At 34.6% G+C, this 15780-nt stretch carries 9 protein-coding genes; all 9 read left to right on the forward strand.

Annotated features, from left to right (window positions below; genetic code table 11):
* The first annotated feature begins 142 nt into the window (after positions 1 to 142).
* The 9 genes from V8G56_RS07190 (at position 143) to ruvA (ending at position 15776) form a co-directional block, all read left to right on the forward strand.
* A complete protein-coding gene (locus tag V8G56_RS07190; RefSeq protein ID WP_395437768.1) occupies positions 143 to 4846 on the forward strand; it encodes a gliding motility-associated C-terminal domain-containing protein in 4704 nt (1567 codons plus the stop codon).
* Positions 4847 to 4875: 29 nt separating this feature from the next.
* The gene (locus V8G56_RS07195; protein ID WP_395437769.1) at positions 4876 to 5832 is read left to right on the forward strand and encodes a PorP/SprF family type IX secretion system membrane protein; all 957 of its coding nucleotides are present in this window, start codon (positions 4876 to 4878) and stop codon (positions 5830 to 5832) included.
* 18 nt (positions 5833 to 5850) lie between these two features.
* The gene (locus V8G56_RS07200) at positions 5851 to 7737 is read left to right on the forward strand and encodes an OmpA family protein (protein WP_395437770.1); all 1887 of its coding nucleotides are present in this window, start codon (positions 5851 to 5853) and stop codon (positions 7735 to 7737) included.
* Positions 7738 to 7806: 69 nt separating this feature from the next.
* Entirely contained in the window at positions 7807 to 8829 is a 1023-nt protein-coding gene (ruvB, locus tag V8G56_RS07205; protein ID WP_395437771.1) for a Holliday junction branch migration DNA helicase RuvB, read from the forward strand.
* A gap of 88 nt (positions 8830 to 8917) precedes the next feature.
* A complete protein-coding gene (locus V8G56_RS07210; RefSeq protein WP_395437772.1) occupies positions 8918 to 10795 on the forward strand; it encodes a M1 family metallopeptidase in 1878 nt (625 codons plus the stop codon).
* 34 nt (positions 10796 to 10829) lie between these two features.
* Complete coding sequence (locus V8G56_RS07215) at positions 10830 to 11846, forward strand: hypothetical protein (protein ID WP_395437773.1); 1017 nt, start codon at positions 10830 to 10832, stop codon at positions 11844 to 11846.
* A 16-nt stretch (positions 11847 to 11862) separates the two neighbouring features.
* On the forward strand, positions 11863 to 12786 hold the full coding sequence (queG, locus tag V8G56_RS07220; RefSeq protein WP_395437774.1) for a tRNA epoxyqueuosine(34) reductase QueG: 924 nt from the start codon (positions 11863 to 11865) through the stop codon (positions 12784 to 12786).
* 55 nt (positions 12787 to 12841) lie between these two features.
* Positions 12842 to 15142 (forward strand): NADP-dependent malic enzyme, encoded by a 2301-nt coding sequence (locus tag V8G56_RS07225; RefSeq protein WP_395437775.1) that lies wholly within the window; start codon positions 12842 to 12844, stop codon positions 15140 to 15142.
* A 52-nt stretch (positions 15143 to 15194) separates the two neighbouring features.
* Positions 15195 to 15776 carry a Holliday junction branch migration protein RuvA gene (ruvA, locus tag V8G56_RS07230; protein ID WP_395437776.1) on the forward strand — a complete coding sequence of 194 codons (582 nt, stop codon included), beginning with the start codon at positions 15195 to 15197 and terminating at the stop codon, positions 15774 to 15776.
* Positions 15777 to 15780: the final 4 nt, after the last annotated feature.

Genomic DNA, 15780 nt, shown 5'->3' on the forward strand with positions numbered 1-15780 from the left:
TTGTACGTTTAAATGTAAAAAAAATAAAAAAACTCGATGAAATACAAATAAATTCGTTAAATTGCGCCAGATTATAAAATTATTAGTAAAGACCTAAGCGTTTTTATAATAAAATTTTGAGTTTAATTAATTAACCGAATTTATGAAAGCAAAATCTATTTTTAGGTACGTAGTAAAAGGCACGGCCTATTTTTTTGTATTTATTTGGACAATATTTTCTGCCCATGCGCAGTGTCCAACAATAACTGATCCTACTCCACCAGCAATTTGTGATGCAGCCGGATATACCTTTGCCGATTTAAGTGCAGACTATGCTACTGATAATGGGGGTGGTATTGTTTGGTATAGCGCCATAACCGGTGGAACTAGATTTTTCTCAAACCAATTAGTTTCTGAAAGAACATATTATGCAGATGATAATGCGGGTTCTTGCAGTGGCTCTAGAGCTTCTATAGCTGTAGATTTTCAAGTCAATAAATCAGGACAAAATTTAGACCGATTTTATTGTAGTAATGAAAATGCCACGTTTCAAACTTATAGAGATGATGTATTAGAAGCAAGTATTCCACTAGGAGGTAGCGTAGAGGTTTACTATGACCCGGGGTTAACAAGTTTAGCGAATAGCCTTGATCTTGTTCCAATTGGTGTAGCAGATTACTATGTTGTATATGTTAATAGCAGTTTATGCAGAAGCCAAATAGAGATTGGTAGAATTGGTGTTTTTGTTTCACCTGCCGACCCGACTCCAGCGAGCACGCAAGAATTTTGTATAGATACAAACCCAACTGTTGGTAGTTTGAATCCTGGTACTGGAGCTTCGGTTAAATGGTATCAGGGAGTGGATAGTTTTGGAAACCCAATTCCTCCTGCCTTGCCATTAGCAACACCATTAGTGGATGGAAGCACCTATTATGTTCAAATTGATGAGCTTTTATGTGATAGTAATGCTGTACCGGTATCAGTTACAATTAACATCCCATTAGATCCTGGGATTTCAGGTAATTTAGAATATTGTCAGAATAATTTGCCGTTAGGTGATTTTGATTTATATAATGAACTTGGAGGTTCACCTTATAATAATGGAATCTGGTCAGGACCTTTGGCAACTTCAGGGGGTCCTCTTGGAACTGTTAATATTTCAACTTTAACAACACCAGGTGTTTATACATTTACATATACCGTTCCTGTGAATGGGGCATGCCCTGAAGGCAGTTCAAATGTGACCATAACAATATTTGAAAGCTTTTCCTCAGGAACAGTGTCAAGCCAAAATCCGGCTACTTTTTGTGAATCTAGTTTACCTTTAGCTTTTGATTTAACAACTTTAATAGATAATGAAGATCCAAATGGACAATGGACTCAAGGGGCTTTAAGTACAGATCCAATCGTATCATCTCCAATAGATTTGTCTTCATTTACAAGTGGCACTTATGAATTTACTTATACTCAAAATCTTTTACCAAATCCATGTGCTGAAGAATCAACAACGGTTCAGGTGATTATTTTACAAGATCCGAATGCGGGGATTGCGGTAAACCAAACGTTTTGTGAGAACGATTTAACAGGAAATTCACCTTTTGATTTATTCAATGCTTTAGATGGATCTCAAGATAATAATGGTGGTCTTTGGACGGATTCAAGTGCTAATACTATTTCAAATACCATTGATATTACTGTATTTACAGTAGTGGGAAGTCCTTATACTTTTAATTATACAATTGATAATGGTACCTGTTCTGATACAGAAACCATAACAATAACCATAGAGCCAGCTCCAGAATCAGGAAATGCTTTGGCTCCAATTGAAATTTGTGAAGAAGTTACTGCTTCAAATTCACCTTTTGATTTATTTACATTATTAGATGGAACGCAAGATACTAATGGAACATGGTATGTTGGATCAGACACTTCTGGATCAACAATTGCCAATCCTATAGATCTTTCAGGATTTGCCGATGGCACTTATGACTATACCTATTCAGTTCCGGCAATTGGAACATGTACAGATGTAGATGTTACCGTTCAGATTATTGTAAATCCACAACCAAATACGGGTACGCCAACAGCTGTTGTACTTTGTGAAAATGATTTAGCAGCGAATTCGCCTTTAGATTTATTTGGACAGCTTTCAGGAAACGAACCAGGCGGAACATGGACAGATGACAATACAACAGGTGCTTTAACAGGCAGTGATGTTGATTTAACTTTATTAACAATTGGTTCCTATAATTTCACTTATAGTATTACAAGTATAGATGGATGTAATAATAGCAGTACTGTCGTAGTTACTGTTGAAGACGCTCCGGAATCAGGAAATGCTTTGGCTCCAATTGAAATTTGTGAAGAAGTTACTTCTTCAAATTCACCTTTTGATTTATTTACATTATTAGATGGAACGCAAGATACTAATGGAACATGGTATGTTGGATCAGACACTTCTGGATCAACAATTGCCAATCCTATAGATCTTTCAGGATTTGCCGATGGCACTTATGACTATACCTATTCAGTTCCGGCAATTGGAACATGTACAGATGTAGATGTTACCGTTCAGATTATTGTAAATCCACAACCAAATACAGGTACGCCAACAGCTGTTGTACTTTGTGAAAATGATTTAGCGGCGAATTCGCCTTTAGATTTATTCGGACAGCTTTCAGGAAACGAACCAGGCGGAACATGGACAGACGACAATACCACAGGTGCTTTAACAGGCAGTGATGTTGATTTAACTTTATTAACAATTGGTTCCTATAATTTCACTTATAGTATTGCAAGTATAGATGGTTGCAATAATAGCAGTACCGTTATAGTTACTGTTGAAGATGCTCCAGAATCTGGAACACCAGTAACTTCATTTCCTGAATACTGTAAAGCAGCTATAAGTACAGGTCAAACAGTCAATTTATTTGATTTATTAAATGGTGAAGACCAAACCGGTACTTGGGCTGATGATGATGCATCAGGATCCTTAACTGGAAATGTAGTAAGCATTGATGGTCTTTCTGCCGGAACTTATAATTTTACCTATGATGTAACCGCTATTGGAACCTGCGACGATGTATTGGTAACAGTAAGTGTTATAATAAATGATACACCAGCACCAACAGCTCCAATTTCTCAAGAGTTTTGTGATAGTGCTACTGTTTCAGATCTTTCTGCAACAGGAACAACCATTCAATGGTATGCTGATGCAACTGGAGGAACAGCCTTAGCTGGAACCGTTAGCTTAATTGATGGAGAAACGTATTACGCTACTCAAATTGATGCTATTAGTGGATGTGAATCTTCAGTAAGATTTGAAGTAACTGCAACCATTTATCAATCACCAAATTCAGGAAATCCTGCAACTCCAATAATATCATGTAATAATAATTCTATCGATCTGTTTTCTGGATTGGATGGAACACAAGATGCTGGAGGAGTTTGGCAAGATACTGATGGTACAGGTGTATTGACTGGAAATATTTTTGATGCTTCAGGTATTGCCCCTGGAAACTATCAATTTACTTATTATGTAGCTGCAAATGCCCCATGTATTGATACAAGTATAGTGATTACGGTAACTATTGATCCTCCGTTAAGTGCAGGTACAGACGCCATTTTAGATGTTTGTAGCGATGACGTAACAACTGATTTATTTACGCTTATAGGAAGTGCTGACGGGGGAGGAACCTGGTCTCCAGCTTTAACAAGTGGAACAGGCGTTTTTGATCCTTTAGTGGATGCGTCAGGAACTTATACTTATACCTTGTCAAATGGATGTGGTATAGTTTCAAGTAATGTGGTTGTTACCGTCACTCAAGCACCAGATGCAGGAACAGATAACGCTATTTCAATTTGTGTAATAGACGGAAACGTTGATTTATTTACACAATTAGGAGGTGCTCCAGATATAGGCGGAACATGGTCACCAGCTTTAACAAGTGGAACAGGTGTTTTTGATCCAGCGGTTGATGTACAAGGCGTATATACGTATTTTGTAGCTTCAGTATTACCATGTAGAGCTGATTCAAGTGCAACAGTAACAGTTACTGTAAATGACAGTTCTGCACCAATAGTTGTGAATTCTAATTCTGTATTTTGTTTGGTAGACAATCCAACAGTTTCAGATTTAGATAATTCAATAACAGCTACTGGCACGGTAATTTGGTATTCAGATGTGGCTCTAACAAATGCCTTGAATGCAACAGATGCTTTAGTTAATGGTCAGGATTATTTTGCTACTCAAACAAACAATACGGGTTGTGAATCTTCTCAAAACGTTCAAGTAAGCGTCACTATTAATGATGCGTCAGCCCCAACATTGGTTGATCCAAATCAAGAATTATGCATCAATGATAATCCAACAATTATGGATCTAACTCAAAATATTGCTGAATATGATTCAAGTGCCAACAATGTTATTTGGTATGATAGTGGTACAGGAGGATCTACAATTTCAAGTAGCACGACATTAAGATCTGGAACCACTTACTATGCAGTCATATTTGACGCTACAACAGGTTGCGAAAGCAGCGTGCGTTTAGCCGTTACTCCAGATTTATCTGGTTGTGGTAAGATTGATCTACCTGACGGGTTTTCACCAAACGGAGATGGAGTCAACGATACCTACGATTACAATAATTTAGATATTATATATCCGAATTTTGAAATAGAAATATATAATCGATATGGAAATATTGTTTATAAAGGAAGGGCTAATAGTCCGCGTTTTGATGGAACATCAAATCAGGCCAGAACTGTGGTAAAGGGAGATCTACCAGTAGGTGTTTATTTCTATATTTTCAATTTTAACGATGGTGAAACCAAACCAGAACAAGGTCGCTTATACTTAAGCAGATAATTTATATATAAATCAAAATTTAAGAAACAATGAAAAATTTAAATATATATCATAAAATAGCTGCTTTGTTTAGTGTGATTATCATATCACTGCAAGGCTTTGCACAACAAGACCCTCAATTTACACAGTATATGTATAATATGAGTGTTATTAACCCGGCTTATGCAACGGCCGATCAAGACATATTAAACCTAGGTGGACTTTACAGGACACAATGGGTTGGTTTGGAAGGAGCTCCAAAAACAGGAACCTTTTTTGCTCATAAGCCAATTAATGACAAAATAGAATTAGGCTTATCATTTACTAATGATAACATAGGTAATGTTGTTGACGAAAATAACATCTATTTCGATTTTGCATATGTACTGCCTGTGGGTTTAGAAAGTCATTTGTCATTGGGAATAAAAGCAGGATTCACAATGTTTAATGCCAACTTTGATGGCTTTGTATTACAATCAGGAGATGTTAGTACTGATGTTGCTTTTAACGAGAATATTAGCAGAACATATCCTAATATAGGTATTGGAGCCTTCTATTTCACAGACCATTATTACTTAGGATTGTCGGCACCAAATATGTTGTCAACCAAGCATCTTGAAAATGAAAATGGTGTTGTGGCCACAGGTGTTCAAAGTGTTCACTATTATTTCACAGGAGGTTATGTTTTTGATATTAATAAAAATCTAAAATTTAAACCTGCTTTTATGGGAAAAGCCGTAAAAGGATCACCTATGGCGTTAGATATTACAGCTAATGTACTTATCAATGAAAAACTAGAAGCTGGATTGGGATACCGTTTAGGTGATGCCGTAAGTGCATTGGTTAATTTTAGAGTAACTCCAGATTTAAGAATAGGCTACGCTTATGATTATACAACAACTAACTTAGGAAGTTATAATTCAGGATCACATGAAATATTTATTTTGTTTGACATTGATTTATTTGGCTTTAGAGCTGGTTATAACCGTTCACCAAGATTCTTCTAATTATTAATGATTACAATTATGAAAACAAAAACATACATATTTGCAAGCCTTTTACTAGTTGGTGGAATTTCATTAGCGCAAAAAGGAAACCTAAAAAGAGCTAATCAGCTTTTTGAAATGAGAGCCTATAACCAGGCGGCTGAAATTTATGAAACCAAAGAACATACTCAAGAAATGTTACAAAATTTGGCTGATAGTTATTTTTATAACGCCAATCTTCAAAAGGCGATAAAAAACTATCGTGAACTATTTATTACATATGGTGATTCTCTGGATCTTGAATATCATTTTAGATTTGCACAAGCCTTAAAAGGTGTGCAAAATTATAAAGATGCTGATAAGTATTTAAGTACTTATTATAATAGGCCAATAAATACCATGGCGTTTATAGAAAACAGCGAAAAAACCACACCTCATTTATTCAAATTAAACCAATTGGAGGACCCAAATTCTAAAAGTGATTTTGGTATGTCTTTTTATGGAGAAGATAAAGTGGCTTTTGCCTCAACAAGAAATACTCAAAGCCCAACGTATTCTTGGAACGATTTGCCTTATTTAGATTTGTATTATGCTACAGTAACTAAAGAGGGTGGTTTAACAAACATCACTCCATTTTCTGATGCCATCAATACAGAGACCCATGAGAGTAATGCCGTTTTTACAAAAGACGGTAAAACCATGTACTTTAACAGAACCAATTCAAATCGTAAAAAAACGGATGAAGAGCGTATCGCACATATTAAAATATATAAAGCAGAGCTGGTTGATGGTAATTGGACTAATGTAAAGGCATTACCATTCACATCAAACTCATTTAGTACAGAGCATCCGGCCTTAAGTAATGATGAAAAATCACTTTATTTTGCAAGTGATATGCCAGGAACTTTGGGAAGCTTTGATATTTATAAAGTGGCTATTAATGATGATGGAACTTATGGTGAACCAGAAAATTTAGGGCCAACAATAAACACAATGCACAGAGAGCAATTTCCATTTGTTAGTGATTATGGAGTCTTATATTTTTCATCAGATGGTCATGAAGGGTTTGGAGGCTTAGATGTATTAAGAAGCAATAAGGTAAATGGTGCGTTTGATCAACCAGTCAATCTTGGAAGTTCAATCAATAGTAGTCTTGATGATTTTGCATTCGTTATAAATGAAAAGGACAATAAAGGTTATGTCTCTTCAAACAGGTCTGGCAATGATAAGATCCTTTCTTTTGGAAGAGAAGAAAATATCTTAACCAAATACCAAGTTGAAGGTATTGTTCAAGATAAAAATAGCAAGGAATTACTAGTAGGAGCGTTAGTTACTTTATTTAATGAAGCTGGCAATGTTATACAAGATAGTTTAGTAGGTGAAACCGCGCATTATTTGTTTAAAATTGAACCAAATAAAAAATATAAAGTACGAGGAACACGCAAAGCATATATTCCTCAGGATATAGAGTTTTCAACGGATAGTGAAGGAAAAGTTCAACATAATATATATTTATCACTGGAGGCTTTTGCAGATGCCGAAGAGAATGTGAAAGAAAATGAAAAAGGAGAAGTTCAAGTTGAGTTGGATAAAATCTATTTCGATTTTGATAAATCTAATATTCGTAAGGATGCCGCAACGACTTTAAATGTGTTGGTTGATCTAATGAAGAAATATCCATCAATGGAAATTGAAGTGTCTGCACATACTGATGCACGTGGAGCAGATCAATATAATCTGGACTTGTCTAAACGAAGAGCCGCTTCTACTTTAGAGTATTTAGTGACTCAAGGTATTGATAGAAACCGTTTAAAAAGTATGGGTTATGGCGAAATGCAACCACTAAATGAATGTGTTAAAGAAGGTGTTTGCAGTGAAGAGGAATATGATATTAACAGACGTTGTGAATTCACTATTTTAAATTAAAATAAAATACCATTAATATTGAAAAGCCTTTCTATTTTTAGAAAGGCTTTTTCTTTATATTTGTTTGTTATGAATGAAAACCTAGATCCAACAAACGAAAATTTTTCTCCTGAAGAAATTGATGTTGAAAGAAAGTTAAGGCCTTTCACTTTTGAAGATTTTACTGGACAAGATCAGGTGTTGGAAAATCTTAAAATTTTCGTTCAGGCGGCCAACCAAAGAAGTGAAGCCCTAGACCATACCTTATTTCATGGTCCTCCAGGCTTAGGAAAAACAACCTTAGCCCATATTTTAGCTAATGAATTAAATGTTGGCATTAAAGTAACCTCTGGTCCTGTCTTAGATAAACCAGGAGATTTAGCTGGATTACTTACTAATCTTGAAGAACGAGATGTGTTGTTTATTGATGAGATTCATCGTTTAAGCCCAATAGTTGAAGAATACTTGTATTCTGCCATGGAAGATTACAAGATTGATATCATGATTGAGTCTGGCCCTAATGCACGAACAGTTCAAATCAATTTAAATCCGTTTACTCTAATTGGTGCCACGACACGTTCAGGATTGCTAACCTCACCAATGCGAGCTCGTTTTGGTATTCAAAGCAGATTACAGTATTATAACACCGAATTATTAACAACGATACTCCAACGAAGTGGATCTATTTTAGATGTTCCAATTTCAATGGAAGCTGCTATTGAAATTGCTGGCAGAAGCAGAGGAACACCAAGAATAGCTAATGCGTTATTACGCAGAGTTCGAGATTTTGCTCAAATAAAAGGCAATGGAAGTATCGATATTAAAATAGCTAAATTTGCTTTAGAAGCTTTGAATGTCGATGCTCATGGATTGGATGAAATGGATAACAAAATTTTATCTACTATAATTGATAAATTTAAAGGGGGTCCGGTTGGAATTACCACTATAGCGACTGCAGTAAGTGAAAGTACAGAAACCATTGAAGAGGTTTATGAACCATTTCTTATTCAACAAGGATTTATTATGCGCACGCCTCGTGGTAGAGAGGTAACCGAACTTGCTTATAAACATCTAGGTAAAATCAAAGGTAATATTCAAGGAGGTTTATTTTAAATATACAACCTAGAAAGCTTAATTGTGTAGTTTTTTATAACGGAATTACCGAACACTAAATAAACAACTCATTTCAATTTAAATTCATATGATTTTAAAAAAATCAATTTTATTAGCAACGTTATTATTTATATCAATAACGAGTGTAGCACAAGATTTATATACTCCAAGAGATGTAAAACAAGCTTATAAAAATAATACGAGAAGTAAAGACGGGATGCCTGGAACAAATTATTGGCAGAACAGAGCGTCCTATAAAATAAAAATACAAGTTGCCCCACCTAATAAATCGATTATTGGCACAGAAGAAATTGTATATACCAACAATAGTCCAGATACGCTAACCATTTTGAATTACAAATTAATTGTAAATGTACATAAACCAGGAGCGGTGAGATTAAACCCTGTATCTACTGATTATTTAACATCAGGGATTCATATTGATAAATATATTGAAAATGGAGAAGAGAAAATGTGGGATGATTCCAATGATGGAACTAATAAACTCATTCAACTATCTAAACCGCTATTCCCAAAAGGGAAAATTAAATTGGATATTAATTGGCACTATGACTTATCTGCACAAAGCGATAGAGAAGGAGCTATTGATTCTACGACATTTTTTTTAGCTTATTTTTATCCTCGAATTGCTGTTTATGATGATTATCAAGGTTGGGATATGATGACATTCACGGACTCTCAAGAGTTCTATAATGATTTTAATGATTACGAATTTGAAGTAACGGTGCCTAAAAATTTTATTGTTTGGGCCACAGGAGATTTATTAAATCCAGAGGACGTTTTACAAAATGAATATGCAGAGCGTTTAAAAAAATCGATGACAAGTGATGAAATAATTAAGGTTGCAACACAAGAAGATTTAAAGAAAAATCAAATTACTAAACAAACCGATACTAATACTTGGAAATGGACAGCCTCTGATATTTCAGATATTGCCATAGCTGTTAGTAATACTTTTAATTGGGACGCAGGAAGTGTAGTTGCAGATAGTTCTTCGAATAGGCAGGTGAGTGTGCAAGCAGCCTATGATGAGAAATCAAAAGATTTTAAAGAAATGGTTAATTATGGAAAACATGCTATAGATTGGTTTTCAAATAATTATCCAGGAGTTTCTTATCCGTTCTCAAAATCTACCATTGTGCGCGGGTTTTCCGATATGGAATATCCAATGATGGTAAATGATAATTCACAATTAGATCCAAATATTACTCGTTCCATTGTTGATCACGAAATAGCACATTCCTATTTTCCGTTTTATATGGGAATTAATGAAACCCGTTTTGGATTTATGGATGAAGGCTGGGCTACAGCTTTGGAATATTTAATTGGAATTTCTTATTTAGGTGAAGAAAGAGCTACAAGTGACTTTAAATTATATAGAGTTGACGAATGGATTAATGATAATTCTATGGATCGGGACATACCCATTATTACGCCTTCAAATATTTTGAGTGGGGTTGCTTTAAACAATAACGTTTATGTTAAAGCGGCTATAGGGTATTTAGCTTTAAAAGATTTACTAGGTGATGACGCCTTTAAATTGGCATTACAAGGTTATATGGATCGTTGGCATGGGAAACATCCAATACCTTGGGATTTCTTCTACTCAATCAATAATATTTCTGAAACAAATTTGAACTGGTTTTGGAACAGTTGGTTCTTTAGCAATAATTATATTGATATAGCGATAAAACATATTGAAACAAATAAAAACATAACCACGCTCAAACTAGAAAACATAGGTGGTATGCCTGTGCCTTTTAATATTATTCTTACTTTTAAAGATGGAACAGCAAAAACAATTCATCAAACACCAGATGTTTGGAAAAATAACGTGACAGAAGTATCCGTAACTTTAAAAAGTGATAAAGACATTAGTATTATTAAAATAGATGGGGGGATTTTTATGGATGCAGACATGTCGAATAATACTTGGGAAAAATAAAAGGAACTATAAAAGGTGGATTATTTTAATTTGAATGATTAAATTTTTTCGGAAAATTCGACAAACATTATTGACTCAAAATAAAACAAGTCAATATCTTTTGTATGCCATTGGTGAAATAATATTGGTGGTAATAGGAATTCTTATTGCGCTTTATATAAACAATGCCAATGAAAAAAGAATAAATGAAGAAAAGATAACAACAATTCTTAAAGAGATTCAAATAGATTTGGTAACCGATATAACAGAATCAGTTAGTTTATTCGAAAGATTTAAAAGGGCCGATTCAATTCAGGACATAATCCTTAATAACAAATATACTTATGAAGATTATAAGTTTGGAAAGACTGAATTTCTTGAGTTGTATTATGACAGTCATGAAGTACAGACTAATGGCTATGATAATTTGATGCGGAATATTGATAATGTTTCGGAAGAACGTAAAACTTTGCTTAAAGATTTAAAGAATTTGTATGTTGTTAATAAAAGTTATTTAGATGTATCTAATAGAAGAATGCAAAAAACAGTATACGACAATATTGATAGCTATTACAAGCAAAAATGGGCGCAACAACTCTTAAAGGGAAATTGGACTGACGAAGCAATTGATTATTATCGCAATGATTTAAGTCATAAAAATCAGGTAGCCTCATATATGAATGACTATAGGTGGGTATTTAGGAATAGTCAAAAATTTAGGGTTAATGCCATTAATGCTTATAAAGCCATTGCTAAGATTGTGAAAAATACTGATTCTATTCCAGATATTGTAAGTTATGTGGTAAATGATTCAACACTTTTAGATAAATTAAAAGGCAATTATAGATTGAAAGAAAGCACAGGAAAATGGGTAAACAGCATAAAAATTACTGTTGATGATGGTCTCTTAATATTAAATTCTGAAAGATTGTCAAATGCAAAATGTTATTTCTTAAAAAACAGGATGTTTTATATTGATGATATGATTTTCGATTTCGATAAAATTGAGTCAGGAGAGTTCTTTATGACTGGAAATATTGAAGGAAAAGCAACCTATACCAAAATGGATTAAAACTGATTTGGATAAAGTGAGCATCAAAAAAAGAAACACAAAACTCATTAAAACCGAAGCCAAACGCCTCGGTTTTTTATCTTGTGGGATTAGTAAAGCACAATTTTTAGAAGATGAAGCTCCGAGATTAGAGAAATGGCTCAACAAGAATATGCATGGACAAATGCAGTATATGGAAAACCATTTTGATAAGCGATTAGACCCCACAAAACTAGTTGAAGATTCTAAAAGTGTTATTTCATTATTGTTAAATTATTATCCTGAAGAAGAACAAAATCAAAACAGTTTTAAGTTATCAAAGTATGCTTATGGAACTGATTATCATTTTGTAATAAAAAAGAAGCTCAAATCATTGTTACATTTTATTCAAGAAGAAGTTGGTGAGGTTCACGGTCGTGCCTTTGTGGATTCAGCTCCCGTTTTAGATAAAGCATGGGCAGCCAAAAGTGGATTAGGGTGGATAGGAAAAAACAGCAACCTTTTAACCCAGCAAGTTGGCTCTTTTTATTTTATTGCTGAGCTTATTGTTGATTTAGATTTAGAATATGATGTGCCAACCACGGACCATTGCGGAAGCTGTACGGCCTGCATAGAGGCATGTCCTACCCAAGCTATAGTATCACCTTATGTGGTTGATGGCAGTAAATGTATTTCTTATTTTACAATTGAATTAAAAGAAAATATACCCTCAGAGTATAAAGGAAAACTGGATGATTGGATATTTGGTTGTGATGTGTGTCAAGATGTTTGCCCTTGGAATAGATTCTCGAAACCACATAGAGAACCGCTATTCAATCCACATCCTGAATTGTTATCCATGACTAAGAAGGACTGGGAGGAAATTACTGAGGATGTTTTTCAAAAAGTCTTTAAGAGTTCAGCCGTAAATCGCACAAAATTTTCTGGATTAAAAAGAAACATCAATTTTCTAAAAGATTAGTAGTTTCCATAGCGAGATTCTTATCTTTGTTATTCCTATTTAATTTTAAAAAATAATGAGTAAGCAGAGTAAAAGAAGAGAAGCGCTAATATATCACGCTAAGCCAACTCCAGGAAAAATTAAAGTTGTACCAACCAAAAAATATGCAACACAGAGAGATTTGTCACTGGCTTATTCACCCGGTGTTGCAGAACCTTGCTTAGAAATAGAAAAAGATATAAATAACGTTTATAAATATACAGCGAAAGGAAATCTTGTAGCGGTTATTTCTAATGGAACTGCTGTTTTAGGTCTAGGAAATATAGGGCCAGAAGCGTCTAAACCTGTTATGGAAGGGAAAGGCTTGTTGTTTAAGATTTTTGCTGACATTGACGTTTTTGATATTGAGGTTGGCACAGAGAATGTTGAGGAATTTATTCAGACAGTAAAAATGATTGCTCCAACTTTTGGAGGGATTAATTTAGAGGATATTAAAGCACCTGAAGCTTTTGAAATAGAAAGACGTTTAAAAGAAGAACTTGACATTCCTTTAATGCATGATGATCAGCATGGAACAGCTATTATATCAGCCGCTGCATTATTGAATGCTTTAGAACTTTCAAAAAAGAAAATTGATAAAGTAAAAATAGTGATTAATGGGGCCGGTGCTGCAGCTATTTCATGCACACGTTTGTATCAGGCCTTTGGGGCAAAACGTGAAAATATTGTAATGCTTGATAGTAAAGGAGTTATAAGAAATGACCGCGAAAATCTTTCCTCAGAAAAAGCAGAATACTCAACAGGAAGAAATATAAATACGCTTGAAGAGGCCATGAAGGGTGCTGACGTGTTTATTGGGTTATCTAAGGCAGATGTTGTAGAACCTGAAATGCTCGTTTCAATGGCTAAAAACCCAATTGTTTTTGCCATGGCTAATCCAGATCCTGAAATTGCTTATAGCAAAGCTATTGCCACACGAAAAGATATTATCATGGCTACTGGTAGAAGTGACCATCCTAACCAGGTAAATAATGTGCTTGGCTTCCCATATATATTTAGAGGGGCTTTAGATGTAAGAGCTACTAAAATTAATGAAGCCATGAAAATGGCTGCCGTAAAAGCTTTAGCCAAATTAGCCAAAGAGTCTGTCCCAGAACAAGTTAATATTGCTTATGGTGAAACGAAATTAACCTTTGGTAAAGAATATATCATTCCAAAACCTTTTGACCCGCGTTTAATTGCTGAGGTGCCTCCCGCGGTAGCTAAAGCTGCCATGGAAAGTGGTGTGGCAAAGGAACCAATAACTGACTGGGAAAAGTATAAAGAATCGCTTTTAGAGCGCATGGGGTCTGATAACAAAATTGTTAGGCTATTAATGAATAGGGCTAAATTAAATCCTAAACGTGTAGTATTTGCTGAAGGTGATCAATTAGCAGTATTAAAAGCGGCACAAATAGCCCATGATGAAGGTATTGCTAAACCAATTCTTTTAGGTCGTAGAGAAACCATAAAACGACTCATGGAGGAAATTGAATTTGACGCCGCCGATGTGACTATTATAGATCCTAAATCTGAAAAAGAAGATAGCCGAAAAAATAAATATGCCAAAGTATATTGGGAACAGCGTAAACGAAGAGGGATTACATATTATTCAGCTCAAAGATTAATGCGTGAGCGCAATTATTTTGCAGCCATGATGGTCAATGAAGGTGATGCAGATGCCCTGATTTCCGGGTATTCAAGAAACTATCCTTCTGTGGTCAAACCTATGTTAGAACTTATAGGTCTGGCTCCTGGAGCTACTCGGATAGCTACTACAAATATTATGATGACCAAACGGGGTCCTTTATTTTTAAGTGACACTTCAATTAATATTGATCCGTCATCAAAAGACTTAGCTAAAATTGCACAAATGACATCCAAAGTGATCAAAATGTTTGGAATGCAACCGGTTATGGCTATGATTTCTTATTCAAATTTTGGATCATCAAATAATGAAAGAGCTTCTAAAGTGCGTGATGCAGTAGCATTTTTACATCGTCATTATCCAGATATGATGGTTGATGGTGAATTACAGACTGATTTTGCTTTGAATGACGAAATGCTGCGAGAGCGATTTCCGTTTTCAAAATTAGTAGGTAAAAAAGTAAATGCCTTAATCTTTCCTAATTTAGATTCTGCAAATATTACTTATAAATTATTAAAGGAATTAAACGAAGCAGAATCTATTGGGCCAATTATGATGGGTATGCGTAAGCCAGTTCATATTTTACAATTAGGAGCAAGTGTTGACGAGATTGTAAACATGACTTCAGTTGCCGTTGTTGATGCACAACAAAAAGAAAAGTTGGAGCAAGAAAAGGCAAAAACTAAGTAAATTGAATTGATAATTATTTTATTACATTTGAAAGGCTAACTAACATTTTTTGATGATAACACATATTCAAGGGAAACTTATAGAAAAAAATCCAACAGATGTGGTTATTGACTGTCATGGTGTAGGCTATTTACTCAATATTTCTCTTCATACATTTTCTCAAATTTCTGACAACGAAAATTTGAAACTCTATACCCATTTACAGGTTAAAGAAGATTCTCATACGCTATTTGGATTTTCTTCATTGGCTGAGCGTGAAATTTTCAGACTTTTAATTTCTGTTAGTGGTATTGGGGCGAATATTGCAAGAACCATGTTGTCATCTCTTACGCCTAAGCAAGTAAGAGAAGGAATAGCCCTTGGTGATGTTGCTTTAATCCAATCTATAAAAGGAATTGGAGTAAAAACAGCGCAACGGGTTATTATTGAATTAAAAGATAAAGTTTTAAAAATTTATGATATTGATGAAGTTTCTGTTTCTAAAGGCAATACCAACAAGGATGAGGCGTTATCTGCCTTAGAAGTACTTGGTTTTGTTAAAAAGCAAGCAGAACGTGTTATTGATAAAATTATAATGTCGCAACCAGACGCAACTGTTGAAACCATTATTAAGCAAGCTTTAAAAAATTTATAATTAA

It is taken from the genome of Gaetbulibacter aquiaggeris (assembly GCF_044003965.1).
GTDB classification, from domain to species: domain Bacteria; phylum Bacteroidota; class Bacteroidia; order Flavobacteriales; family Flavobacteriaceae; genus Yeosuana; species Yeosuana aquiaggeris.

Bases quoted from the DNA above. Each gene is read 5' to 3' on its own strand.
- V8G56_RS07215 (WP_395437773.1), top strand. From the start codon at position 10,830: ATGATTAAATTTTTTCGGAAAATTCGACAAACATTATTGACTCAAAAT.
- ruvB (WP_395437771.1), top strand. From the start codon at position 7,807: ATGAATGAAAACCTAGATCCAACAAACGAAAATTTTTCTCCTGAAGAA.
- ruvA (WP_395437776.1), top strand. From the start codon at position 15,195: ATGATAACACATATTCAAGGGAAACTTATAGAAAAAAATCCAACAGAT.
- V8G56_RS07200 (WP_395437770.1), top strand. From the start codon at position 5,851: ATGAAAACAAAAACATACATATTTGCAAGCCTTTTACTAGTTGGTGGA.
- V8G56_RS07225 (WP_395437775.1), top strand. From the start codon at position 12,842: ATGAGTAAGCAGAGTAAAAGAAGAGAAGCGCTAATATATCACGCTAAG.
- V8G56_RS07210 (WP_395437772.1), top strand. From the start codon at position 8,918: ATGATTTTAAAAAAATCAATTTTATTAGCAACGTTATTATTTATATCA.
- V8G56_RS07195 (WP_395437769.1), top strand. From the start codon at position 4,876: ATGAAAAATTTAAATATATATCATAAAATAGCTGCTTTGTTTAGTGTG.
- V8G56_RS07190 (WP_395437768.1), top strand. From the start codon at position 143: ATGAAAGCAAAATCTATTTTTAGGTACGTAGTAAAAGGCACGGCCTAT.